Raw genomic sequence first — 25,791 nt, 5'->3', positions numbered from 1 at the left:
AGCCCTTTGCCCCGAGGGTGGCATTTATTCAAGCAGCGGCGGCGATTGCCTGTAGACGGTTTGCCGCACCGGGTTTTCCACCCCCCTTGCACGCTCAGTTCAATCGGCCCGGGGCTGGCCCCCATTACGGGACGTTCCGGGGTTCCGCCGTTGCGGTACAGGGTGTGGCCAGCCGGGCGGGCGCAGCTTGTAGGGCGTGGGTGTGGCACCGCGCACTCAGCGAAAATGTTTTGCGATGCGGCGTTTGCTCACAGGTACCAACGGGGCCAGTTGGGGCGCGTACCCCACGCAAGCTCACCGGTGGTGACGTCGTCGACCCAGACTGCAAGCCGGCGCGGCTTGCACCAGTAGCAGGTGTCAAAGTGAAATTGGTAACTGTGTCCGGCCAACAAGACCATGTTGATCACGCCCTTCACGTGACCGAAGTCGCGAACATGATTGCTGTACTCGATGACGTGCACGCCAGGGCGCAGGCGGGCTGACTTGTAACCTTCAGAGACAGCTGGATTCTTGTCGATGCGGACGATCATTCCTGGCCAGTCTCGCCAGTCGAACAAAGCGGTCGACGTGGTGTCGTGCAGCGCGAGATTCTCTTCGGCCCACTGCCCCCACCCCTTGGTTTCGAGTGCGGCGCAGGCCACCAGACCGACTGAGAAGAACACGGCGATCAGCAGGTTCACTAGGTTTACGCCCTACGTTATTGTCAGCCCCCCGAACAGGTGTATTTGTCTCCCAATCTCGGGTGCCTATCACGGAAGTAATAGGCCAACCCTTTGTATTATTTGTTTATTTCCAGGCATATCAGGTGGCCTTGGACGTCTTATACACGCTCCTCCGATACCCGTCCACACTGCATCCGCTTGTTACATGAAACACAAGAAACTAAACTGTTTCATGTAACAAAGCCGGGACCACTCATGAGCACCAACACCTCCGAACGGGTGCAGAAACACCGCCAGGCGCTGCGAGAGGCCGGCCTGCGCCCCATCCAGATCTGGGTGCCCGATACCCGGCGCGCGGGGTTCGCGGAGGAATGCAAGCGCCAGTCCCTGCTGCTGCAGGGCGATACTCTGGAAACCGGGACCCTGGAATGGCTTGAATCCGTGGCGGATACCTGGGGCTGGAAATGAGGCGTGGTGACCTGGTCACCGTGGCCTTGCTGGGGGAGGATGGCAAACCCCATGGCAAACCCCGTCCGGCCCTGGTGATCCAGTCCGATCTTTTCGCCGAGCATCCCTCGGTCACCATACTGCCGGTAACCGGCGAATTGCGCGCCACGCCTCTGTTCCGCATCCAGATCGAACCCACGCCGGAAAACGGCCTGCGGGTCGTCTCCCAGGTGATGGTGGACAAGGCCCAAAGCGTGCCCCGGGACAAGATCGGCACGGCCTTCGGCCGGCTGGACGCGGAAGCCATGGTGGCGGTGAACCGGGCCCTGGCCGTGTTCCTGGGGTTTGCCTGAGATGGGTAGCCGATCCATCTGCATGGCCACGCCGGCCGCGCCACGTCCTTCCCCCTTTTCCAAAGGGGGATCGAGGGGGAATTCCGCGGCGGTGGCTCCGGTGAAACTTCTCGAATCCCCCCTGCCACCCTTTGCCAAAGGGGGGAAAAACCCTGCTGGCCCTATCAGGAGGGGGATATGAGCAATACACCCTGCTTCCTTGGCCTCGACTTCGGCACCTCTGGCGCCCGGGCCTGCGTCATCGCACCCAACGGCGAGATCGAGGACATGGCCCGGGTGGATTACGGCTCCGTGCCGGACCACGACGCGGCGGCCACCTGGAGGGATGCGCTGCTGGAACTCATCGCCCAGGTACCCATCGGCCTGCGCAAGCGCCTGGGGGCCCTGGCGGTGGACGGCACCTCCGCCACGGTGATGGCCTGCGACGAGGCCCTGAACCCCACCTTCCCACCCCTGATGTACAACGACGCCCGGGCCACGGAGGAGGCCTCCGCCATCGCCCGGGCGGCGGGGGCGGAGCACCCGGCGGCCATGGCCACCTCGGGCCTGGCCAAGGTGCTGTGGCTGAAGAAGCGCCTGGGCCTGGAGCGGGCCCGGCTGTACCTGAACCAGGCGGATTGGCTGTCGGCTCAACTCTCCGACCGGCCCGTGAGCGACTTCCACAACGCCCTGAAGATGGGCGTCGACCTGGACACCGGCCAGTGGCCCGACTGGGTGGAATACCTGGCGGACGTGGACTACCTGCCCGTTCCCGTGCCCCCCGGCGAAGCCCTGGGCCTGCTGGCCCGGCCCCGGGCCCGGGAACTGGGGGTGAACCCGGACTGCCTGGTGCGGGCGGGCACCACGGACAGCATCGCCGCCTTCCTGGCGGCGGGCGTGGAGCAACCCGGCGAGGCGGTGACTTCCCTGGGCACCACCCTGGTGCTGAAGCTGCTGTCGGAAACCCGGGTGGACGATGCCCGCTTCGGCATCTACAGCCACTGGTTCGGCAAACTGTGGCTCACGGGCGGGGCCTCCAACGCAGGGGGCGGGGTGCTGCGCCAGCACTTCACCGACGATGAACTGGACGAGCTTTCCGCCCGCATCGACCCCAACCACGACACGGGCCTGGACTACACCCCCCTGCCCGGGCCCGGCGAGCGGTTTCCCGTCAACGACCCGGACCTGGCCCCGCGCCTGGAACCCCGGCCGGAACACCGGGCCGAGTTCCTGCATGGCATCCTGGAAGGCCTGGCCCGCATCGAGGCCCGGGGCTACGCCAAGCTGGCGGAACTGGGGGCCACGCCCCTGGCGCGAGTAGTCAGCGCCGGGGGCGGCGGGCGCAACCCGGCCTATACTCGCATCCGCTCCCGCCTGCTGGGGGTGCCCGTCACCCTGGCGGCGGAACACGAGGCCTGCTACGGCACGGCCCGGCTGGCCTGCTGGGGCACCTCTCTCTTTCCGGGGAAGACGAATGATTGAAAAAGGCCTGTGGTGCGAATGCCGTCTGCCCCTGAAGTGGAGCATCCTGGATACCGGCGCCACGCCCGTCGCCACCCTGGAGCGGGAGGCCCTGCTGCTGCTCACCGCCATCAACCAGATGGAGGCCGTGCACGAGCTGGAGGCCGGCGGCACGGAACACCGCCGCCTGGAGCGGGTGGAGGCCAAGCTGGACCTGGCCCTCTACCTGCTGGCCCGCACCCTGGAGCCGGGGCCGGCGGCCGCCGAGGTGGACGTGAAGTTCTCCCCGGAGGAACTCCGCTGGCGGGAAACCCGGCCGCCGGCGGAGGGCACGCCCCTGCTGCTGGAACTGCGGCCCTCTCCCAGCCTGCCCCTGTACCTGCGGCTGCCGGCCATGGCCATGGCGCCGGAGGGCGGCTTTGCCCGGGCTTCATTCCTGGGCCTGGCCGAACCCCTGGCGGATGGGATGCACCAATTCATCTTCCGCAGGCACAGACAGGCCATCCGGGCGCGGCAGGTAGGGACGGCCTGACGTATCCCCCCTTTGCAAAGTGGGGCATGGGGGATTTCTCCGGCGCACGCTGAATGCGCCTGCCGTCTAATCCCCCTCAATCCCCCTTTTTCAAAGGGGGAAGGGGCTGGGCTAGGGCTCCCGCCACAACTGGCCCTATCGGCTAATCCAGGGAAACCAGTTCCAGGGCGTTGCCGTCCGGGTCCCGCACGAACAGGGCCTGGCGGCCGGACTTGCTGAGGGTGTAGGCCAGGCCGGCGGCGTCCAGCTTTTGCCGCATGGCTTCCCAGCCCTTCACCCCCAGGGCGGTATGGCGGTCCCGGCCGCCATGCTCGGGCCGGCCCGTCACCGGGTCGGGATTGGGCTGGCAGATGAGGTGGATCTGGGCACTGCCGATGTCGTACCAGATCCCGGCAAAACTCATCTCGGGCCGGCTGGCGTTGGGTTTCAGGCCCAGCACGCCCTCGTAGAAAGCCCGGGAACGGTCCAGGTCGGACACCAGCAGCGAGGCATGCAGCAGGTAAGCGAGTTCACTCATGTTTATGTTCCAGCTTCATGGAGAACAGGGTGGCGGCCACGATCATGGCACCGCCGATCCACTCCCGGGTGCCCATCATCTCCCCCGCCAGCCATTGGCTGGAAATGGCGGCCACCACCAGTTCGAACAGCATGATGACCACGGCCCGGTTGGCGGGGGTGTGGGCCAGGCCATACTGGACGGTAAAAGTGGCCAGCACCAGGATCAGGGTGATGCCGGCCATCAACATCCAGTTGGCAGGCCCCATGCCCGCCACCACCCCCATGGGCAAACCTTCCACCAGCACGAACATCCCCGCCATGGCCGTCACGCCGATGAAGGTCCAGAGGGAACGGGTTTCGATGGGAATGGCCCGGGCACCCCGTGAAACCACGTTGGTGAGGGCAAAGCCGATGCCCGAGGCCAGGCCCAGCCATTCCGCGCTGTTGGCCGGCAGGGGCAGTTGCCAGGAGAGTCCTTCCCCTGACTGGCCCAGCATCACATAGGCCCCGCCCAGGGCCAGGCCGATGACAGCCCAGCCCCAAGGCCCGGCCCGTTCGTGGAGGATCAGCCGGGCGAAGACCACCGTCCACAGGGGAGCCAGGTAGAACAGCAGCATGACGCGCATGACTTCGCCATGGATCACCGCCAGCACGTAGGACAGGTTGGTCCAGCCGGCGGTGAGCGCCACGGCCAGGAGCCAGCCCCATTGGCCCGCCGGGGCAAGCCAGCGCCCCCGCCGCGCCAGGAACAGCAGGGGCAGGATGCCCAGGGCATAGGTCAGCAGGGAGGAGACGCTGCCGGACAGGCCGTCTGCCTGGAGCAGGCGGTAGGGATACCAGACCAGGCCCCAGGTGCTGGCGGCCACCAGCAGGCTGAGGGGGGCAAGGGGGGATACGGAGGGCATATAATTCGCGTCTTTCTTGATCTTTTTGGCGCCGGAACGCCGCGCATGAATCCTCGTCTAGCTCAACTCCAACCCTATCCGTTCCAGAAGCTCCGGGACCTGTTCGCCGGCGTGACGCCCAACCCGGGGCTATCGGCCATCAATCTTTCCATCGGCGAGCCCAAGCACGCAACGCCGGCCTTCATCAGGCAGGCCCTCACCGACAACCTCCAGGGCCTGGCCCACTACCCCGTCACCCAGGGCAGCGACGCCCTGAGGGAGGCCATCGCCGACTGGTGCCAGGCGCGCTACGGAGTCGAACTGGACCCGGCCACCCAGATTCTGCCCGTGAACGGCAGCCGGGAAGCCCTGTTCGCCTTCGCCCAGGCGGTCATAGACCAGACCAAGCACGTGAAGCGTGTGCTCTCCCCCAACCCCTTCTACCAGATCTACGAGGGTGCGGCCCTGCTGGGCGGCGCCAAGCCCTACTTCCTCAACACCCTGCCGGAGAACAGCTTCCGCATGGACTTCGGCACGATTCCCGAGGACATGTGGGAGACGGTGCAACTGGTCTATGTATGTTCCCCCGGCAACCCCACGGGCAAGGTCATGGGCCTGGAGGAATGGCGGCAGGTGTTCGACCTGGCGGACCGGCATGGCTTCATCATCGCCGCCGACGAATGCTATTCGGAAATCTATTTCGACGAGGGCCACCCGCCTCTTGGTGCCCTGACGGCAGCCAGGGAACAGGGCCGGGGCTTCGACCGGCTGGTGGTGTTCAACAGCCTGTCCAAGCGCTCCAACGTGCCGGGCCTGCGTTCCGGCTTCGTGGCCGGCGATGCCCAGGTCATCAGGCAGTTCCTGCTCTACCGCACCTACCACGGCAGCGCCATGAACCCCGCTGTCCAGGCCGCCTCCGTGGCCGCCTGGAAGGACGAAGGCCACGTGGCGGAGAACCGCCGCCAGTACCGGGAGAAATTCGCGGCCGTCATGCCCATCCTCAGGGGCGCGCTGGAATTCGAGGCCCCGGACGCCGCCTTCTACCTGTGGGCAAAAGTGCCCGGAAGGGACGATGCCCAGTTCACGCGGGGCTTGTACGAACAGCAGCATGTCACGGTATTGCCAGGTTCCTTCCTCGCCCGGGAGGCCAAGGGCGTGAACCCGGGCCAGGGCTTCGTGCGCATCGCCCTGGTGGACGGCCTGGAGCCCTGCGTGGAGGCGGCCCAAAGAATTGTGAACTTCTGCGGAGGCAGGCCATGAAAAAGGCATTGTTTTCCTTGCTGTTCTGCCTATCCCTCCCCTCCTGGGCAGGACAAGCGGAAGCCGAGGCCGCCATTGGCAACCTGCTGTTCGACGAGGGCATGGAAAACGCCTCTTACAAAGTGCGGTCGGACGGTTTCGTGGACTTCCTGTTCGGCGCGGCTGTCAGCGACGCCGACTACAGCCGGCTGCTGGACAAGCTGCGCTCCCACCCGGACATCAAAGGCGTCCTCGCCGGAAAATCCACCAGCAATTACTGTCCAATCAGATAACTACGTTAATTTTTTAAAGGAACAAGTCATGCAAGACCTGCAAGCCACCATCGAAGAAGCCTTCGAGCGCCGTGCCGACATCACCCCCCGCAACGTGGAACCCCAAGTGAAAGATGCCGTCATGGCGGTTATCGACCTGCTGGATTGCGGCCAGCTGCGGGTGGCGGAACGTACCGAGGGTCAGAACTGGATCACCCATCAGTGGATCAAGAAGGCCGTGCTCTTGTCCTTCCGCCTGGAAGACAACAACTTCATCAAGGGCGGCTACACCAACTACTACGACAAGGTGCCCAGCAAGTTCGCCGACTTCAACTCCAAGGACTTCCGCGAGGGCGGCTTCCGGGTGGTGCCCCCCGCCGCCGTGCGCAAGGGTTCCTACATCGCCAGGAACGTGGTGCTCATGCCAAGTTACGTGAACATCGGCGCCTATGTGGATGAAGGCACGATGGTGGATACCTGGGCCACCGTGGGTTCCTGCGCCCAGATCGGCAAGAACGTGCACCTGTCCGGAGGCGTGGGCATCGGCGGCGTGCTGGAGCCCGTCCAGGCCGGCCCCACCATCATCGGCGACAACTGCTTCGTCGGCGCCCGCTCCGAAGTGGTGGAAGGCGTGGTGGTGGAGGACAACTGCGTCATTTCCATGGGCGTGTACATCGGCCAGTCCACCCGCATCTACGACCGGGAGACGGGCGAGGTCCACTACGGCCGCGTGCCCGCCGGCTCCGTGGTGGTGAGCGGCAACCTGCCCTCCAAGGACGGCAAGTACAGCCTTTACTGTGCCGTCATCGTCAAGAAGGTGGATGAAAAGACGCTGTCCAAGGTCGGGATCAACGAACTGTTGCGGGGTATCTGACCATCGATCCTGGACAGAGCTGCGAAACAGCCTCCTTCTGCGAAGGCTTGCCAGAGTTGTGGAGAAACCGTTCCACATAGTTGTTGATACGAGGGAGCTGGATAGGGCGCTGGATTTTGCCCAATTCCATTTGATCGTCACACCGGCGAATCCGATATCCAGCTTTGTGCTCCACTTGTTGCGCGATTGACACAATCCGATCGGTTAGCTTCACCCAGTCTTCACCGATACGCGGAATCGCCAGTCAGCACCCTTAAAATCAATTTTATTGATTTAGACATATTTGGCATATTAAATCGCCATGTTTGCTGCCACGAACAACGCCCCCTCGCCCCGTACCGCCCCGGTTATACGGCAGACTGACCTCCAGAATCTGGTCGGCTCCATCAGTATTCCGCCGCAGCCGGAAATCGTCCGGGCCCTGTTCGAAGAACGGACCAAGGATGAACCGAACATCCCCCGCCTCGTCCAGTTGATCGGCAATGATGTCGGCCTGGCAGCCGCCGTTCTGAAAACGGTGAATTCCCCCTTCTACGGCCTGCGCCACAAGATCGCTTCCATCGACCAGGCGGTGGCCATGCTCGGCCTGAAAAACATCGGCACCCTGGTCATGGGCCTGGCCTTGCGCACCAGCGTGAAGATCGAGGGTATCGAGCGATTCTGGGAAAGCGCCAGCCGCAGCGCCCAGCTCGCTCATCTCCTGGCCCGCCGCATGGCCCTGATGCAGACCCAGGAGGCGCACCTCTATGTGCTCTTCCATGACGCGGCCATGCCCGTGCTCATGCAGAACATTCCCGCGTATCGGCAAACCATGCAGGAACTGGGGAATGCGTACTGGCCCCACGTGACCGAACTGGAGGATGCGCGCCACAATACCAACCATGCCGTGGTGGGAGGTCTGCTTGCCAGCAACTGGGGCCTGCCGGGGACCATCCGGGACGCCATCACCTATCACCATGACCTGCCGGCCTTCCTGGATGCACGCCTGCCGGCGGAGGCGATGAATCTGATCGCCCTGGGTCATGTCGCCGAAAAGCTGGAAAGCATGATCACGGACAACCTGAACGACTGCGAATGGGATGCCTTCGGCGATGCCTGTCTTGCCCACCTCGGCCTCGACGGCGAGGAACTCCTGGAATTGCAGGACACCGCGCGAGACTTCTTCGGCCTCGGCGAAATCTAGTGCCGGCTTGCAGAATTCTGCGTCAGCAGCGGGAGCCTCTTGGTACCCCAATGGCAAGGCGCGAACCCATTCGGCCCGCAAGCGCGTCTCCTACCCGGTTGTTGCACGTTGAAGCATGAAGGCTGGGCCGTCCGACATGCCCGGCTCTCCTGTACCCTGGGGCAGCCGGGTGTTGCCGACCCTCATCCAGGCAAATACTCCGGCAACCTGCCTGGAAGCGGTTCCCGACATCATGGCTGCGCCTACCTCAGACCCCGGCGGCGGTGAGAAGGCATGAAACCTCCGCGAAGAAATTACAATTGTAAGTTCATCGACGAACTGCTGTGGGCCGCCCTAAGCGGCCATTGCTCCGGCAAACCGGAGGCGCGTGGCGAGTCCGGTGCACAGTCAAACATTGGAGACAGGACCCATGACCACCCTGAGCCAGACCGAAGCCGAAAAACTCATCGCCAGCGTCGCCATCCCTCCCCGGCCCACGGTAGTCGCCGCGGTGATGGAGGAGCAGCGCGGCTCCGATCCCGACATGGGCCGCATCGGCCGGCTCATCGCCGCCGACGTGGGCCTGTCCGCGGCCATGATCAAGACCGTCAACTCCCCCTTCTACGGCCTGCGCCAGAAGGTGACGGACATTCACCGGGCCGTCTCCATGCTGGGCATGAAGAACGTGGTTTCCCTGGTGACCAGCCTGGCCCTGCGCAACAGCGTCCCCACCCAAGGCCTGGACCGTTTCTGGGACAACGCGGCCCGCAGCGCCATGGTGGCCGCCTACCTGGCCAGACAGCTTGGCTGCGCGCCCAGGGAGGACGCCCACCTCTTCGGCCTGTTCCACGATGCCGGCATCCCTTTGATGATGCGCCGCTTCGAGGACTACAAGGAGACCCTCAAGCAGGCCAACCAGGAACACAGCCGCGCCTTCACCGACGTGGAGGATGAACGGCACGGCACCAACCATGCCACTGTGGGCAGCCTGCTGGCCGCCAGCTGGCAGTTGCCGGAACACATGCGCCACGCCATCGCCCAGCACCATGACCTGGGCGTGTACCGATCCAGCCTGGCGGCGGAATCCCTCAACCTCATCGCCATCTCCCACCTGGCGGAATACATCGAAAGCAGCCATTCCCGCCTCAGCAGCGATGCGGAATGGGACAAGATGGGGGCCGCCACCCTGGACCATCTGATGCTGAGCGAGGAGCAGCTGGACGAGCTGGCCCGGGATGCCCGGGATATGCTGGAGGAGTCCGGGGTCTGAACGCCAGCACCAGCGGTGCCATGGCCACGGCCTGGGAGTTCTGGGTCGACCGGGGCGGCACCTTCACCGACATCGTCGCCCGGGCTCCGGACGGACGCCTGATCCAGACGAAGCTCCTGTCCGAGGACCCGGAACATTACCGGGACGCGGCCATCGCCGGCATGGGCCGCATCCTGGGCCTGCCCCCCGGCGCCCCCATGCCCGCCGGGCTGGTTTCGGCGGTGAAGATGGGCACCACCGTGGGCACCAACGCCCTGCTGACCCACGCCGGCGAACCCACCCTGCTCATCGTCACCGAGGGCTTCGCCGACGCCCTGGAGATCGGCGACCAGGCGCGGCCCGACATCTTCGCCCTGGACATACACAAACCCGAGCCCCTCTACGAGCGTGTGGAGGAAGCCAGGGAACGCATGGCGGCAGACGGTTCCGAACTGGTCCCCCTGGACGTTCCGGGACTGAAAGACCTGTTGAGCCAGGGCCGGGCCCAGGGCTTCCAGGCCTGCGCCATCGCCTTCCTGCACAGCTGGAAGAACCCGGCCCATGAACTACAGGCCGGCGACCTGGCCCGGGCGGCGGGCTACGCGCAGGTCACCCTCTCCCACCAGGCCAGCCCCCTGGTCAAGTTCGTGCCCCGGGCGGAAACCGCTGTGCTGGACGCCACCCTGTCGCCGCCGGTGGCACGCTACGTGGACCAGGTGGCCAAGGCCCTGCCCGAAGACGCCAGCCTGGAGTTCATGCAGTCCAACGGCGGCCTGGCGCCATCCAGCGCCTTCCGGGGCAGGGACAGCGTACTTTCCGGGCCGGCCGGGGGACTCATGGGCATGGCCAAGGTGGGCCGGGTCGCCGGCTTCGACAGGCTCATCGGCTTCGACATGGGGGGCACCTCCACGGACGTGTCCCTGTTCGCGGGGGAGTTCGAGCGCAGCCTGGACACCCGCATCGCCGGCCACCGCGTCCGCGTGCCCATGCTGGGGGTGCATACCGTGGCGGCGGGGGGCGGCTCCATCCTGCGTTTCGACGGCACCCGCCTGCTGGCAGGCCCCGAGTCAGCCGGCAGCGTGCCCGGCCCCCGCTGCTACCGACGTGGCGGTCCCCTGGCGGTGACCGACGCCAACCTGCTGCTGGGCCGCATCCAGGCGGACCACTTTCCCCGGGTGTTCGGCCCCCGGGCCGATCAATCCCTGGATGGCGAGGCCGTCCGCCTGGCCTTCGCGGAACTCGCCCGGGAAGTGAACGCGTCCCTGGGCGTGGACTACAGCCCGGAGCGCTTGGCGGAAGGTTTCCTGGACATTGCCGTGGAGCACATGGCCGACGCCATCCGCCACATCACCCTGGCCAGAGGCGTGAATCCGGCGGACCACGTGCTGGTGAGTTTCGGCGGCGCCGGCGGCCAGCACGCCTGCGCCGTGGCCCAACGCCTGGGCATGGGCCGGGTCCTGATTTCGCCCCTCGCCTCCGTCCTGTCCGCATACGGCATCGGCCTGGCGGAACGGCGGGTTGTAAGCCTGCAGGCGGTGGAACAGCCGCTGCGGGCATGGGGGATGGGGAATGAGGGATGGGAGACACCCCCTCCGCACCCCCACGCCGGCCCTGCCTCCGCCAGACAATCCGTCCTCCTGCGCTACGCGGGTTCGGACACCGTCCTGCCCGTGCCCCGGGACACGCCCGAGGCCATGGCCGCCACCTTCCATGCCGAACACCGCCGGCGCTTCGGCTTCGCCGCACCGGCCAGGGAACTGATCTGCGTGGCCCTGGAAACGGAAACCGTCAGCGGCGGCGGCGAGCCGTCCTCCGTGACGGACATGCCGGATTCACCCGCCACCCCATTGGGTAAGCGCAGGGTGTTCCTGGCCGGCGCCTGGCATGAGGCGGCCTTGTACGCCAGCGGCGACCTGTGTCCGGGCCAGACGGTCCAGGGCCCGGCCCTGCTGGTGGAGGCCGGGTCCACCGTGGTGCTGGAACCAGGCTGGCAGGCCGAGAGGACAGGCCGGGGTGACCTGCTGCTCTCCATGCGGGCCCACCAGGTCCGGCGTCCGGACCCCTCCCGCCCCGATCCCACCTGGCTCACCCTGTTCAACCGACGCTTCATGAGCATCGCCGAGGACATGGGGCGGGTGCTGCGGAACACAGCCCGCTCGGTGAACATCCGGGAACGCCTGGACTTCTCCTGCGCCCTGTTCGACCTGGACGGCCACCTGATCGCCAACGCGCCCCACATCCCGGTACACCTGGGCAGCATGGGGGATTCGGTGCGAGCCATCCTGACCCGTTTCGGACAAGCCATGCAGTCCGGGGACGCCTACCTCATCAACTCCCCCTATGCCGGTGGCACCCACCTGCCGGACATCACGGTGGTCATGCCCGTGTTTGGCGAGGGTGGATTGCCTGATCAAGAAACATGCCGGGCCGCCCCAAGTGTTGCTTGGCCCCCTCGGGAGGCGGCTCGGGCGCATTTGTCGAGCCGGGGGCCGTGCTATTTCACCGCCGCCCGGGCCCACCATGCCGACGTGGGCGGCATCGCCCCCGGCTCCATGCCCGCCGCCAGCCGGCACATCGACGAGGAAGGCTGTCTTTCCGACGGCATGTTGATCCTGCGGGACGGCCGCTTCCTGGAGGCGGAGGTGCGCGCCTGGCTGGCCGGCAATTCCCATCCGGCCCGCAACCCGGACCAGAACCTGGCGGACCTCCAGGCCCAGGTGGCGGCCTGTGCCCTGGGTGCCCAGCGGCTGGCACAACTGGAAGCGGAAGCGGGCGCAGCAGCCGTGCCCGCCTACATGGGGTTCGTGCAGGACAACGCCGAGGCGGCGGTGAAGCGCCTGCTGGCCCGTCTCCGGGACGGTGCCTACACCCTGCCCCTGGATACCCTCCCCTCCCCCTCCGGGGGTGAGGGAACCACCTCCGGGGACATGCAAACCGGACTCCCCCACCCCAATCCTTTCCCGCTGGGAGAGAGGGTGCAAATCCAGGTATCCGTGCGCATCGACCGGGAGGCTCAACGCGCCGTCATCGACTTCACCGGTACCAGCCCCCAGATGCCAGGCAACCTCAATGCCCCGGCCAGCATCGCCCACTCCGCGGTGCTCTACGTATTCCGCACCCTGCTGGAAGAGGACATCCCCCTCAATGCCGGCGTGCTGCGCCCCCTGGACATCCAGCTGCCCGAGGCCTCCCTGCTGAATCCGGCCTGGCCCGCAGCCGTGGTGGCCGGCAACGTGGAAACCTCCCAGAACATCGTCGACGCCCTGTACGGCGCCCTGGGCGCCCTGGCCGCCAGCCAGGGCACCATGAACAACTTCAGCTTCGGCGACAGCCACCACCAGTATTACGAAACCGTTTGTGGCGGCAGCGGCGCCGGACCCGGATTCCCGGGCGCCTCGGCGGTCCAGTGCCACATGACCAATTCACGCCTCACGGACCCGGAGGTGCTGGAAATGAACTTCCCCGTCCGGCTGGAGCGCTTCGCCATTCGGCAGGGTTCCGGCGGCCCGGGCCGATTCAAGGGCGGGGATGGCGTGGTCCGGCGACTACGCTTCCTTGCCCCCATGCGGGCCAACCTGCTGGCCCTCCGACGGGAGATACCTTCCTTCGGTCTGGACGGCGGCGGCCCGGGCAAGCCGGGCCTTCAATGGATCGAGCAGGCGGACGGTACCCGCCGCTCCCTTGGGGGCGTTGGGGAATTCAGCCTGGAAGCCGAAGACCTGTTCCACATGGAAACGCCCGGCGGCGGTGGCTGCGGGATGTCGGACGACGACAAAATTACCTAGAAATACCTTTAAGACTCGGGCGAAACGGTCGATAACAAGCCTGTAGGACACAACAACCCCGCTGGAGGCATCGATGGGCACCCTCAGAAACCTGAAAATCCGTTCGCAACTCCTTATGCTGCTGGGTGCCGTGTTCACCTTGTTCCTGGTGTCCGCCGTGGTTTCCAACCAGGCCGTGAACCAGGCCCGGTCCGAGTTCACCCGCTTCATCACCCAGGACCAGAAGCTGCTGCTCAACTACACCGAGCTCTATGCCAACGGCCTGCAGATGGGCCAGGCCCTGCGCAACATCATCCTGGACCCCGCCAACCCCAAGGCCTACGAGAACTTCGAGAAGGCCAGCAAGGAGATGGACACCCTCATGGTCCAGACTACCGAACGGGTGGCGGGGGACCCGGCCAAGGCCGAAGTCATGGCCAGGATCAGCCAGACCCGGGAAAAGCAGAAGGCCTTCCAGACCGAGATCAAAGGCAAGGTGAGCCAGGGGCTCATCGAGGAGGCCAAGATCCAACTCAACTCGGACGAGACCCCGGCCTGGCGCGAGATCCGCAAGGCCCTGCTGGAGCGCATCAAGAACCAGAAGGAATACATCGACGCCAAGGAGGCGGAGTTGCAGGCCAGCATGGCCAACACCCAGCGCATCAGCCTGATCCTGAACGTGCTGGCGGTGGTGGCCGGCCTGGGCATGGCCTTCGCCATCATTGCCAGCATCCTGGGCCAGATCAGCACCCTGGGCACCTCCATCGAGGCCCTGGCCCAGGGCGAAGGAGACCTGACCGTGCGACTGCCCGTGCAGGGCAACAACGAACTGTGCCGGGTATCCAGCGCCTTCAACCAGTTCGTGGAAGGCCTGCAGGGCATGGTCAACCGCATCAAGACCAATGCGGACCAGCTGCATGAACTCTCCACCGGCCTGGCCAGGGCATCATCCAGCCTGCGCGCCTCCACCTCGGACCAGACCCATGCCCTCACCTCCACCGCCACAGCCGTGGAGGAGATGACCAGCAGCATCGCCTCGGTGGCAGACAGCGCTGAGCGGGTCAAGCAGATCTCGGCGGAGAGCGCGGATTATTCTGAGCAGGGCCTGCTCAGGATGGGCCAGCTGGGCAACGCCATGACCGGAGCCCAGCAGGCCGTTCTGGCCATGTCCGGGTCCGTGGGCCAGTTCCTGGAGAGCACCCAGAGCATCATCGGCGCCACCCAGCAAGTGAAGAACATCGCCGAGCAGATCAACCTGCTGGCCCTCAACGCCGCCATCGAGGCGGCCCGGGCCGGCGAGCAGGGCCGGGGCTTCGCCGTGGTGGCGGACGAGGTGCGCAAGCTGGCGGAAAAGACCGCCCAGTACGCCAACGAGATCAGCAACGTCACCGCCGAGCTGGAGGCCCGCTCCTCCCAGGTGGAGACCACTATCCAGCAGGGCGAAAGTGCTCTGGAGGAAAGCGCCCGCAGCAGCACCGAGGTCTCCGGCGTCGTGGACCAGGCCCACGCCGCGGTCCTCAAGGCCCGGGAAGGCGTGGAGGTGATCACCGCCTCGGTGAAGGAGCAGTCCCTGGCCAGCAACGAGATCGCCAGCAACCTGAACCGGGTGGCGGACCTGGCGGCCAGCACCGAGCATGCGATCAATGAATCCGACCGCACCGTCCAGGACCTGCGGAAACTGGCGGATGCGCTGTTCGATACCGTGTCCCGCTTCCGCAGCTGATGCCATGCGCCGGCCCCGCTCCGTGCAGGGTGGAGCCGGCCCCTTCTGGCCCATCCCAATTCCGGCGTAAGATGCCGCGTCCCCGAATCAAACCTGCCGGCACCATGTTCCAGCGCCATCTCTTTACCCTTGCCCTGGCCAGCCTGGCCTTCTCTCCAGCCCACGGCTTCGAGGTGGCGGAATTCAAGTCGGGCATGGCCCAGACCGAGGTAAAGAACCAGCTCATCGCCAACTGGAATTTCGACCGGGTGGTGGAACCCTCCGACGACGTGATCCTGGCCTATGACAACGATCCCAGCATCGCCCGCCGCTACCAGTTCCGCTTCTGCAAGGGCAAGCTGGTGGGCTTCGAGCAGGACGTGCGCCCCTCCCTCAAGTCCCTGATCATCACGGCCAACAACTACAACAACAAGTACGGCCAGCCCTTCCGGGTCTATTCCAACACCCACGTGGTCAGCAACGGGGAGAAGGCCGTCTTCGCCCTGTTCTGGAAGGAAGGCCAGGACACCATCGCGGTGAAATACATCGTCCTGCCCAACGCCGAGCAGATGAGCCTGGCCTTCGACGCCCAGAACCTCTGCTACCCCACGCCCCGCATGTAGGCCCCTGGAATCATCGTTCCCGCAATATCGGGGACCCAGTCAATTCAAAGAACTGGATTCCCGCCTTCGCGGGCATGACTGGATTTCAAGGCGCCCAATAGCACTACAACTCCAGCAGCAACCGCGCCGGGTCCTCCAGGGCGTCCTTCACGTCCCGCAGGAAGCTCACCGCCTCCCGCCCGTCGATGATGCGGTGGTCGTAGGTCAGGGCCACGTACATCATGGGCCGGATCACCACCTGGCCGTCCTCGGCCACGGGCCGTTCCTGGATCTTGTGCAGGCCCAGCACCCCGGACTGGGGCGGATTGAGGATGGGGGTGGACAGCAGAGAGCCGAACACGCCGCCATTGGAGATGGTGAAGGTACCTCCCTCCAGTTCCTCCAGGGTCAGTTCCAGGCTGTTGGCCCGGCGGGAGAAGTCGGCGATCTTCTGCTCGATCTCGGCGAAGCTCAGGCGGTCCGCGTCCCGCACCACCGGCACCACCAGGCCCCGCTCCGAGCTCACCGCCATGCCGATGTCGTAGTAGTCATGGTGGACGATTTCCCGTCCGTCCAGGCTGGCGTTCACCAGGGGATACTCCTTCAGGGCCTGGCACACGGCCTTGGTGAAGAAGGACATGAAGCCCAGCTTCACGCCATGCTCCTTCTGGAACCTCTCCTGGTAGCGCTTGCGCAGGTCCATCACCGGCTGCATGTTCACCTCGTTGAAGGTGGTGAGCATGGCCGCCGTGTCCTGGGCCTCCTTGAGGCGCTCGGCGATGCGCTGGCGCAGGCGGGTCATGGGTACCCGGCGCTCTTCCCGGGCCGTGGCGCCCGTGCTGTGACAGGGCGGACAGGGCGGGCATGGCGCCGCAACCGCCCCGGGACGGGGCGACTCCACTGTCCTGGCCGGTTTCGGGGCAGACTGGGGAGCCGTAGGGGAGGAGGATCCTGGAGCGGGTTGGGGTGCGGCTTCCCGGCCCCGCATTCGGGGGGGCAGGAATTCCTGCTTCCCCGGCCCAGGCGTGGCCTCGGCAGGCAGCTGCGTGGTGGGAGCGGCAGGGATGGGTGCCTGGGCGGGCTTCGCCGTGGCAGCCGTGCCCTCGCTGTCGATGACGGCCAGCACGTCGCCCGCGGTCACCTCACCCCCCGCAGGCACCCGGATCTCCGTCAGCACGCCGCCTACCGGCGCCGCCACCTCCAGGATCACCTTGTCCGTCTCCAGGTCCGCCAGCACTTCGTCCCGGGCCACCCGATCCCCCACGGCCTTGCGCCATTCCAGCAGGGAACCGGATTGCACGGATTCGGACAACTCAGGGGTTTTCACTTCCACCAGCTTGGACATGACCTGACCTCGGCTTGGAACATGAACAGATTGTAGGAAGGAACGGCGGCTTGTGGGTGCCCTTGCGGATGGCATTCGCCATTACCTGCCGGAGGTACCCGGGTCAGGGATGCTGCCTGGCCCGGCGCAGGGTACCCAGGGCCTGGTCGTAGTCGAAGGCTTCCACCTGGAGCTTCAGGATAGGGTAGGCATCACCCAGGGCCGCCCGCAGGAACGTCGCGTTCTCCCTCAGCAAGGTGTTGGCGCCCACGTCGTCCTGGGCCAGCAGCCGCTCCAGTTCCGACAGGGTTCGCTCCAGGACCGCCCGGTCCACCTCCACCCGGGCTTGTGCTTCCGGGGGCACGGGCAGGCTACCGGTACGGGATACGATGCGGCCCAGTTCCTGCTCCAGGTCCTTCAGCAGCGGCGAAAGTTGCGCCAGGGGGTCCGGCATGGATTCCGGTGCCCGCAGGCGAGCCTCCAGTTCCGCCGCCAGTTGCTGGGCGGTCAGGAACCCCAGGGTGGCGGCCACGCCCTTGAGGGAATGGGCGAGACGGCGGGCCTCTTCGTAATCATCGATCTCCAGCATGCGGGCCATGAGCTCCGCGTCCAGGCCGGGCCAGTCTGCCAGCAGGACATCCAGGGCCTCATGCTTCGGCCCGGGCTGGCCGCCGTACCCCGACCGGGAAAACTGGAAAACCTCCGGGACCGGGGCCTTGGGGAAAACTGCCGGCAGCCATTTCAGCAAGGCGGCGTACAAGGTGTCCGGATCCACCGGCTTGGCCACGAAATCGTCCATGCCCGCAGCAAGGCAGGCGGCCTGGTCCTCCTCGAAGGCGTTGGCGGTCATGGCCAGGATGGGCTTCGCGCCCCAGCCGGGCAGCGCGCGGATGGCCCGGGTGGCCTCCAGGCCGTCCATCACCGGCATCTGCACGTCCATCAGGATCAGGTCGAAGGGCTCCCCGGCACGGACACGATCCAGGGCCACCTTGCCGTCCACCGCCGCGTCCACATTCAACCCAGTGTCGCTCAACAGTTCCAGGGCCACCTCCCGGTTCACATCGTTGTCCTCCACCACCAGCACGCGACTTCCTCCACGGGTGCGGGCCAGCCTGGCCACGAGGTCCGGGTCATCCCCGGGTACCGCCTCGGGCTGCATGGCAACACCCCGACCCAGACGGGCCGTGAACCAGAAAAGGCTGCCGCGGCCGGGCTCGCTCTCCACGCCCGCCTGGCCGCCCATCAGCCTCGCCAGGCGGCGGGTGATGGCCAGGCCCAGTCCGGTGCCTCCGAAGCGTCGGGTCGTGGAAGCATCGGCCTGCTCGAAGGCCTGGAACAGACGCACCTGCTGCTCGGGCTCGATGCCGATGCCCGTGTCCTGCACCTCGAAGCGCACCAGGATATTGTCCCCCTCCTCGTCCAGCAACCGCGCCCCCAGACGCACATAGCCCTGCTGGGTGAACTTCACGGCGTTGGCCGCGTAGTTGAGCAGGGCCTGGCGCAGCCGGGTCACGTCGCCCCGCAGCCAGGTGGGCACGCTGTCGCCGTCCGTTTCCACCCGCAGGCCCTTGGCCCGGGCCTGCTCGCCGACCATGGAGGCCACGTGGTCCAGCAATCCTTCCAGGGCAAAGTTCTGCTGCTCCAGTGCCAGCTTGCCCGCCTCGATCTTGGACAGATCCAGGATGTCGTTGATGATGTTAAGCAGGTGCCGGGCGGCGCTATCGATCTTGTCCAGGCGCTCGATCTGGACTGCGCTGGTACCGTCCCGCCGCAGCAAGTGGGACAAGCCCATGATGGCGTTCATGGGGGTGCGGATCTCGTGGCTCATGTTGGCCAGGAAGGCGCTCTTGGCCACGCTGGCTGCCTCGGCAGCGTCCCTGGCCCGCAACAGGGCAGCTTCGGCTGCCTTGCGCTGGGTGATATCCATGACGAAGACGATGAAGCGCGCCGACTCCGCTTCCGTGGCTTGCAGGTAGTAGAGGTTGAGCTCCACCGGAATCTGCCGTCCATCCTTGGCCCGCTGGGTGGATTCGAAGCGGGCGTGTCCCTGTCTGCGGAAATCGGCCGCCACGGCAGCGAATTCATCAGCGGTGTAGTTCGGATCGATGGCCGTAACCGACAGGCCCATCATTTCCTCCGCCGTGTAACCAAGCATTTCGGCCGCATACCGGTTCACGTACACGAGGCTGCCCGTGTAGGCATCCACCCAGTGAATGCCGATACCGGCGCTGTCCATGGCGAACTGGGTGAGCTGCAGCTTCTGGTTGGCCGCGCTCAGTTCGGCGGTACGCTGGACCACCAGTTCTTCCAGGTGGTGGCGATGGCTATCCAGCTCCTCGCCCAGGCGCTTCTTCTCGGTAATGTCCTCCTTCACCGCCACATAGTGGGTGATGCGCCCGTCGGGCTGACGCAATGGGGTGATGATGGCGTACTCCACGTACTCGCTGCCGTCCTTGCGCCGGTTGATGAATTCGCCGCTCCAGGTGTCGCCCCGGGCGAGAGCCTCCCACATGGCGCGATGGGTTTCCGGCGGCGTCCTGCCGGAGTGCAGGATGCGGGGGTTTTGCCCGATGACCTCCTCCCGGCTGTAGCCGGTGCCGCGCAGGAAGGCCTCGTTGACGTATTCGATGCGGGACTCGGTGTCGGTGATGACGATGGCCTCGGGGCTCTGCTCTACGGCCAGGGAAAGCTGGCGCAGGGCAGCGTTGGCGGCCTCGGCCCGGTCCCGGGCGGCCTGGGCGTCCTCCATGAGGTTCAGGGCCGCCAGCCGGGCCTGGCGCTGCTCCTGGAGGATCCGCTCCTGGCTTTGCCGCATGGCCAGGTCCAGTTCCTTGGCCCGAGTGATGTCTTCGGAAAAGATGACTATGCCCCCCACAGAGCCGTCATGGGTGTGCCAGGGCCGCATATCCCAGCGCAGCCAGTGCACCGTGCCGTCGGCCCGGGGGAAGCGGTCCTCGTCGGCGCGCACCACTTCCCCCGCCAGGCCGCGGCGGTGGATGGCCTTCCAGGCTTCGCCGATTTCCGGGAACACCTCGTAATGGGAGCGGCCCAGCAGTTCGCCGTCACCCAGGCCATAGTCCTCCAGCCAGCGCCGGCTGGCGGCCAGGTAACGCATTTCCCGGTCGAACATGGCCAGGGCGACGGGGGTGTGCTCGATGAACAGGCGCAGGCGTGCCTCGCTTTCCCGCAGGGCAGACTCCGCCTGCTTGCGCTGGGTGGTGTCCGTGGCCTGAATGATGAACCACTGGACCTGTCCATCAATTCCTCGCACTGCGGTAGTGGCCGCGTCAGCCATTCGCACCTGGCCATCCCGAACCCGATAGATATCTTCGGTGATCACGGGACCATCCATGGTGGCGGCCAGGGCAAGGCGTTGTGGCCAGATGTGCTGCCATTCGGGGAGATCGATCCAGGCGGGGGTCTCCCAGAACAGCTTGCCGATGAAATCCTCGGGCCGGTAGTTTTGGTATCGGTAGACCAGTTCATTGATGTGAAGTACCCGGCCCTCAGGGTCGAGGATGGCCATGAACTGGAACTGCTGGTCGAACACTGAGCGGAAAAGCGCCTCGCGCTCACGCAGAACCGCCTCTGCTTCCTTGCGGGCAGAAATGTCTTCCGCCACCGAGATAAAATAGTCCGGCGTCCCGTCCGCCTTGCGCACCAGGGATACCGTCAGGTTGATCCACACCTGGCCACCATCCTTGCGCAGGTAGCGCTTCTCCAGGGTGTAGGTGTCGAGTTCTCCCGCCAGCACGCGCCTCGCCAGCGCCTGGTCCGTCTCCAGGTCCCCGGGGTGGGAGATGTCCTGGAAGGACCCGGCCAGCAGTTCCTCCCGGGCATAGCCGACGATGTGGCACAGCTTGCGGTTCACCCGCAGCCAGCGGCCGTCCGGCGCCACGTGGGCGATGCCCACCGCCGCCTGCTCGAAGGTGGCCTCGAAACGGGTCTCCGCACTTCGCAGCGACTCCCTTGCCAGCTGTTGTGCGATCAAATCCCGCCGGTGGACACGCAGGTTCAGCAATACAAGGGCAAACGCCACGGCCATGACCAGCCCCGAGGCGGCCAGGGCGACTTGGAAGTCGCGGTCGGCGCGGCGCACCGTATCCTCCAGTGCCCTCTGGAAGGCGGCATCCACCCGCTCGGCCTCCCGCTCCAGTTCGCTGTAGGCGATGCGCAACGCCACCAGATGGGAGGGCTGGCCCGCGGTGTCCTCCATCCAGGCATCCATGCGCCGCCAAAAGGTGTCCACACGGGCATGGAAGCGGCGGAATTCCGGCACGCCTTCGCCGTCCGCCTGCTTCAAAGACAACTCCAGGGAGGCGATGGCCTGGCGCAGCAATGCCAGCCCCTCGTTCCGCCGATGGGGCAACTCCACCCCCTTGGCCAGGGTGGCATGCAGGAAACCCTTGGCCAGGTCCACCCGGGCGGTACGGACATCCGACATGAGCTGGACCGCGGCCTGCTGGATCTGCCGCTGTTCCAGATGCAGCCAGCCCAACAGAACGACGATGCAGGCCGCCAGCAGGATGGCCGTGCCGAAGACGCGCTCCAGGACCTTGGTTTGGGTGCCTGCCAGGCTCATGGCAATGCTCCTCCAGCACGAGGCGGCCGGGGCAGTTCAGCGGGGGAAAAGCCCAGGCTGTCCAGCAGACGCAAGTGTTCCGGACTGCCCAGGTAGGTGCCCAGGGCCCGGTTCCAGGCCGCTCCCAGCGCCCGGTCTTCAAGCCTGAAGGCAAAGGCCACCTGGCCATAGGCCCGCGCCAGGGCATCCTGGTTCGGCCCTTTCGCCTGGATCAACTCCGTGGCCCCTGGCGTCTCCCGGCCCACCATCCAGCGCAGCGTGGGCACGGACAGCACCAGGGCATCCGCCAGGCCCGACGCCACGGCCTGGCGGCCCGTGAGGGCATCGGGCACCCGAACCAGGCGATCTTCCCCCACCCCGACACGCCTTAGCAGGTCCTCTTCCACAGCCCCCGCCAGGACGGCGAACTTCACGTCCGGCCGTGCCGATGCGCTGGCATAGTCCGCCAGGTGCCGGGGGTTACCCCGGGCCACCAGCAGGCCCGGCGCCACGTGCAGGGACGGCAGGGAGAAGCTCGCCCGCCGCATCCGCTCCGGCGTGACGAACATGCCGGCGGCGATGAGGTCGATGCGGCCTGCCTCCAGTTCCGCCAGCAAATCCCCGAATTCAACCTGGCGCCATGCCACCCGGGCGATGCCAAGCATGCCGGCGATTCGGGCCGCCACCTGCGGGGATTCCCCGGTCACCTCGCCATCGGCGGCTAGGAAGGCATAGGGCGGTTCCACCGCGTAGCCGACACGGATGACCCCTTCCCGCCGCGGGCGGCCCAGGGAATCGTCGCCGGCGTAGGGCCACAGCAGAGCCACCGCCAGCACGGCCACCAGGCCCAGGCCAAGGAAGGCGGCGCGCCGGTTCATGATTTATCCTCCGCGTCGGCTTTGCCCAGGAAGCCCAGGTCGAAGGGAGCAGGCCTGCCCAGAGCAACGGACAAGGCGTTCACCTGTTTCTTCAGCCCGATCATGTCCAGTTCACGGCCCACGGTGGCCCGGTTGAAGCGTTCCAGTTCCGCGTTGCGCTGCGCCAGTTCCTCGGACTGGCTGCGCAGGGCATCTTCGGCCGCCTTGACGGGGCTGATGTCGGTGTGGGTGCCGATCACCCGGGTAGGTTGGCCGAGGACGTCCCGGGTCACCACCCGGCCCTGGTCCAGGATCCATTTGTAGGAACCGTCCTTGCAGCGCAGCCGATGCTCGCAGACGTAGGTGGGCGTCTCGCCCCGGAAATGCCGTTCCAGTGCCGCCATGCAGCGGTCCAGGTCACCGGGATGCACCCGACCGGACCACTCCTCCAGGCTGTCGCCCACCTCGTCCTCGGTGTAGCCCAGCATGGACTTCCAGGAGGGTGAGAAAAACACCTTGTCGGTGGCCTTGCTCCAGTCCCAGACGCCATGGCCGGCACTGTCGATGGCCATGATCCAGCGGGCCTCGCTCTCCTTGAGGGCGATCTCCGCCAGCTTCCGTTCCGTAACGTCCCGGTCCAGGCCCCGGTAGCCAAGCAAATTGCCCGCCTCGTCCAGGATGGGCATGCCGTTGGTGAGCACGTAGCGCAAACTGCCGTCCTGGTGGAGATTGATGTTCTCCAGGTCCCGGAAGGGGGCCTTGCGGGCGGCAACGGCGGCGAACTCGGCCCGCACCCGTTCAGCCTCCGTCGGCGGCATGAGGTCGAAGGGGGTCTTGCCCATAATCTCTTCCGCCGTGTGACCCAGCAGATCCCGGACGCTCTCCGATACGTAGGTGTAGCGGCCCTGGGCATCCACTTCCCAGACCCAGTCGGCGGAGGCGTTGACGATATCGTGGAAGCGCAGCTCGCTCTCCCGCAGGGCGTCCTCGGCGGCCTTGCGGGCGGAAATGTCCAGGATGAGGCCGATGACCGCCGGCTGGCCTTCGTAGTCGAAGGCGCGGCCGTGGACTTCCACATCGATGGTGCCGCCATCCCGGCGCAAGCCCTTGAACACGTAATGGATATCGGACAGTTCCCCCTCGACGCGGCGGCGCACGTTCTCTGCCACCCGTTGCCGGTCCTCGGCAGCCACCAGCTTGTCGGTGGGCATGCCGACGATGGCCTCGGGAGAGTGGTAGCCGAAGATGGCGGCGAAGCCCGGATTGACGTAGCGGAAGTGGCCGTCCTGGATGATGTAGATGCCCGCCAGGGACTGTTCCACCAGGGCGCGGAAGCGGGCCTCGCTCTCGTGGATGGCCGCCTCGATGCGCTTGCGCTCCGTGATGTCCCGGCAGATGCACAGCACCAGTTTCCGGCCGCCCCATACCGCGCCGCTGGCGCTGATCTCCACGTCGTATTCTCCGCCATCCTTGCGCCGGTGGCGGGTCTCGAACACCTGGCGGGTGTGGCTCAGGTCCGCGAAGCCCGATTGCACCTCCGCTTCGCTCATCAAGGCATCGAAATCCCAGGTATGAAGCCCGGGCAGTTCCTCCGGCCCATAGCCCAGCATTTCGGCGAAACGGTGGTTGGCCTCCACCACCCGGTGGTCCTGGTCGATGATGACGATACCGTCCCGGGAACTGTCCAGCAGCAGGTGGAAACGGCGCATCTGGTCCGCCAGCCGGTCCTCGGCCTGGCGGCTTTCCGTGATGTCCCGGGAGATGCCGAAGGTGCCGATGATCCGGTCGTGCTCGTCCCGCAACGGGCCCTTGGTGGCCAGGAAGATGCGCGTGCCCTGGGGTGTATCCAGCACTTCCTCCACGGTTTGGATGCGGTTTTCCTGGATGGCCTGGCGGTCCAGCGCCATGTGCCGTTCCGCCTGCGCCGGCGGGAACAGGGCACGGTCGTCCAGGCCCAGCACCGCGTCCGCCGGCTTGCCCACGAACAGGCCGGCGGCCCGGTTGAACAGGATGTAGCGGCCTTCCAGATCCTTGGCGAAGATGGCGTCGTCGGAACTTCCGGCGAAGGCTTCCAGCAGCTTCAGGGCCCGGGTGCGCTCCACCTGGGCCTGGCGGGCCTGTTCCGCCGCCGCCAGGCGCTGGCGCTGGCGCAGCATGGCCAGGCTGGCCAGGATGATGAACAGGGCCAGGGCGCCCGTGAGGCCCATCCAGACGGCATCCCTCAGGGCGCCGGCATGGATCTCGTCGCGATTCACCTTGGCCACCAGGTACCAGTCCGTGCCCGGGATGGCCCGCGCCATGCCCAGCACCGGCACACCGCGGTAATCAACTCCCTCCAGGGTGGCCTTCTCCTCCACCCGGCCGGACAGCACCTGAGACGCCAGCAGGTCGGGGTTGCCGAGGGGCAGGCGAAGGGTCGCCGCCGATCCCGGACGATAGCGCAGGTCGTTGAGGTACTGGGCCCGGCCCCCGTCCTGCCGGAACAGCAGGGTCTCGCCGCTGGCGCTGAGCGCCGGCCAAGCCTGCAGCATGGGATAAAGCCAGGCCTCCGGGTCCACGTGGAGCACCGCCATGGGGGGCGGGCCTTCGCTGACGGGCAGGGGCACCAGGAAGTCCAGGCGGCGGTGCCCATCCAGGTCCACATAGGGGCCGACGCGTTGTATCTGGCCGTCCCAGCCTTGCTCCGCCGCATGGCTTAGTGCCGGGGCCGGCCGGGCCGGTGCCTGTTGGGTGGCCCACAGGCGCCGGCCGGCAGGGTCCAGCAGAGAGACGGCACTGAAGCCCCGGTAGTTGCGCAACTGTTCAAGGCGAGAGGTGAGGCGCTCCCGGGCGGCCTCGTTCCCCTGGCCCTGCCAGGATTCGTATTGCTCGGAAAAGAAATGGCTGCTCTGGACAAACTTGGCATCTCCCAGGCGTTCCTTGAGCCAGTCGCTGATCTGGCTGGCCTTCAGGTCGGCGATGGCATGGAGGCGGGCCTCCTCCTGCTGGCGCTGGTGGGCCAGGGTATTGATGATGCCGGCGGCGGTGACACCGAGGATGACCACCACGATGGCCAGGAGCGGCCAGGAATATGTCCTGGCGGACGCCGGCATCTGGGTGGACTCCTCCGCCAGCCAGTCCCGGCGCCGCAGCAGGAGATAGAACACCAGGGCCGTGACGGCCACGAACAGCCAGCCCTTGAGGGTATTGGCCAGGGCCACGTGGAAGGGGTCCCGGAACAGCCAGAGGACGACCTGGTCGGAAGCCAGTATCCAGATGGCGGCCAACACCGCGTAGATCAGGGCGGGCACCAAAGGGGGATAGGGGACCCCTGGGGATCTGCGCCGCAGCGGCGGGGAACTGGGCACGCGGTTCACGAGGCTGGGCGGG

19 protein-coding genes are annotated in these 25,791 nt (G+C 66.3%); 12 read left to right on the top strand and 7 right to left on the bottom strand.

Annotated elements, in window-relative coordinates; translation table 11 throughout:
* Positions 1-248: 248 nt before the first annotated feature.
* Positions 249-680 (bottom strand): hypothetical protein, encoded by a 432-nt coding sequence (locus H6935_01625; protein ID MCP5277044.1) that lies wholly within the window; start codon positions 678-680, stop codon positions 249-251.
* Between the two features lie 237 nt (positions 681-917).
* Between H6935_01625 and H6935_01620 the strand changes: the two genes are divergently transcribed.
* The 4 genes from H6935_01620 (at position 918) to H6935_01605 (ending at position 3,434) form a co-directional block, all read left to right on the top strand.
* A complete protein-coding gene (locus tag H6935_01620; protein ID MCP5277043.1) occupies positions 918-1,130 on the top strand; it encodes an antitoxin MazE family protein in 213 nt (70 codons plus the stop codon).
* Positions 1,127-1,462 (top strand): type II toxin-antitoxin system PemK/MazF family toxin, encoded by a 336-nt coding sequence (locus H6935_01615; GenBank protein ID MCP5277042.1) that lies wholly within the window; start codon positions 1,127-1,129, stop codon positions 1,460-1,462. The genes H6935_01620 and H6935_01615 overlap by 4 nt, the downstream gene beginning before the upstream one ends.
* A 177-nt stretch (positions 1,463-1,639) precedes the next feature.
* Positions 1,640-2,923 (top strand): FGGY-family carbohydrate kinase, encoded by a 1,284-nt coding sequence (locus H6935_01610; GenBank protein MCP5277041.1) that lies wholly within the window; start codon positions 1,640-1,642, stop codon positions 2,921-2,923.
* Complete coding sequence (locus tag H6935_01605) at positions 2,916-3,434, top strand: PilZ domain-containing protein (GenBank protein ID MCP5277040.1); 519 nt, start codon at positions 2,916-2,918, stop codon at positions 3,432-3,434. The genes H6935_01610 and H6935_01605 overlap by 8 nt, the downstream gene beginning before the upstream one ends.
* Before the next feature lie 142 nt (positions 3,435-3,576).
* On the opposite strand, the gene H6935_01600 is transcribed toward H6935_01605, so the two are convergent.
* Together H6935_01600 and H6935_01595 are read right to left on the bottom strand one after the other, a co-directional pair.
* On the bottom strand, positions 3,577-3,951 hold the full coding sequence (locus H6935_01600; protein MCP5277039.1) for a VOC family protein: 375 nt from the start codon (positions 3,949-3,951) through the stop codon (positions 3,577-3,579).
* The gene (locus tag H6935_01595; GenBank protein MCP5277038.1) at positions 3,944-4,837 is read right to left on the bottom strand and encodes a DMT family transporter; all 894 of its coding nucleotides are present in this window, start codon (positions 4,835-4,837) and stop codon (positions 3,944-3,946) included. The genes H6935_01600 and H6935_01595 overlap by 8 nt, the downstream gene beginning before the upstream one ends.
* Positions 4,838-4,882: 45 nt before the next feature.
* On the opposite strand from H6935_01595, the gene H6935_01590 reads away from it, so the two are divergent.
* The 8 genes from H6935_01590 (at position 4,883) to H6935_01555 (ending at position 15,701) form a co-directional block, all read left to right on the top strand.
* Positions 4,883-6,076 carry a succinyldiaminopimelate transaminase gene (locus H6935_01590; protein MCP5277037.1) on the top strand — a complete coding sequence of 398 codons (1,194 nt, stop codon included), beginning with the start codon at positions 4,883-4,885 and terminating at the stop codon, positions 6,074-6,076.
* Positions 6,073-6,348: a hypothetical protein gene (locus tag H6935_01585; protein ID MCP5277036.1), complete on the top strand. Its 276-nt coding sequence runs from the start codon at positions 6,073-6,075 to the stop codon at positions 6,346-6,348. Before H6935_01590 ends, H6935_01585 begins: the two co-directional genes overlap by 4 nt.
* 28 nt (positions 6,349-6,376) lie before the next feature.
* Complete coding sequence (dapD, locus tag H6935_01580) at positions 6,377-7,201, top strand: 2,3,4,5-tetrahydropyridine-2,6-dicarboxylate N-succinyltransferase (GenBank protein MCP5277035.1); 825 nt, start codon at positions 6,377-6,379, stop codon at positions 7,199-7,201.
* Between the two features lie 301 nt (positions 7,202-7,502).
* A complete protein-coding gene (locus H6935_01575) occupies positions 7,503-8,384 on the top strand; it encodes an HDOD domain-containing protein (protein MCP5277034.1) in 882 nt (293 codons plus the stop codon).
* A 409-nt stretch (positions 8,385-8,793) separates the two neighbouring features.
* Positions 8,794-9,633, top strand: a complete 840-nt coding sequence (locus H6935_01570) for an HDOD domain-containing protein (protein MCP5277033.1) — start codon at positions 8,794-8,796, stop codon at positions 9,631-9,633.
* Positions 9,634-9,653: 20 nt separating this feature from the next.
* On the top strand, positions 9,654-13,397 hold the full coding sequence (locus H6935_01565) for a hydantoinase B/oxoprolinase family protein (GenBank protein MCP5277032.1): 3,744 nt from the start codon (positions 9,654-9,656) through the stop codon (positions 13,395-13,397).
* Between the two features lie 73 nt (positions 13,398-13,470).
* Positions 13,471-15,099 carry a methyl-accepting chemotaxis protein gene (locus H6935_01560; protein ID MCP5277031.1) on the top strand — a complete coding sequence of 543 codons (1,629 nt, stop codon included), beginning with the start codon at positions 13,471-13,473 and terminating at the stop codon, positions 15,097-15,099.
* 71 nt (positions 15,100-15,170) lie between these two features.
* Positions 15,171-15,701, top strand: a complete 531-nt coding sequence (locus H6935_01555; protein MCP5277030.1) for a hypothetical protein — start codon at positions 15,171-15,173, stop codon at positions 15,699-15,701.
* Positions 15,702-15,804: 103 nt separating this feature from the next.
* On the opposite strand, the gene sucB is transcribed toward H6935_01555, so the two are convergent.
* From sucB to H6935_01535, 4 genes are all read right to left on the bottom strand, one after another.
* Positions 15,805-17,025 carry a dihydrolipoyllysine-residue succinyltransferase gene (gene sucB, locus H6935_01550; protein ID MCP5277029.1) on the bottom strand — a complete coding sequence of 407 codons (1,221 nt, stop codon included), beginning with the start codon at positions 17,023-17,025 and terminating at the stop codon, positions 15,805-15,807.
* A gap of 103 nt (positions 17,026-17,128) precedes the next feature.
* Positions 17,129-21,586 (bottom strand): PAS domain S-box protein, encoded by a 4,458-nt coding sequence (locus tag H6935_01545; GenBank protein ID MCP5277028.1) that lies wholly within the window; start codon positions 21,584-21,586, stop codon positions 17,129-17,131.
* The gene (gene ehuB, locus H6935_01540) at positions 21,583-22,443 is read right to left on the bottom strand and encodes an ectoine/hydroxyectoine ABC transporter substrate-binding protein EhuB (protein ID MCP5277027.1); all 861 of its coding nucleotides are present in this window, start codon (positions 22,441-22,443) and stop codon (positions 21,583-21,585) included. Before ehuB ends, H6935_01545 begins: the two co-directional genes overlap by 4 nt.
* Positions 22,440-25,712, bottom strand: a complete 3,273-nt coding sequence (locus tag H6935_01535) for a PAS domain S-box protein (GenBank protein MCP5277026.1) — start codon at positions 25,710-25,712, stop codon at positions 22,440-22,442. Before H6935_01535 ends, ehuB begins: the two co-directional genes overlap by 4 nt.
* Positions 25,713-25,791 lie beyond the last annotated feature (79 nt).

It is taken from the genome of Thiobacillus sp. (assembly GCA_024235835.1).
Lineage (GTDB): Bacteria > Pseudomonadota > Gammaproteobacteria > Burkholderiales > Thiobacillaceae > PFJX01.
The sequence above is the reverse complement of the archived record's forward strand: the minus strand, read 5'-3'. Positions and strand labels throughout refer to the sequence as shown.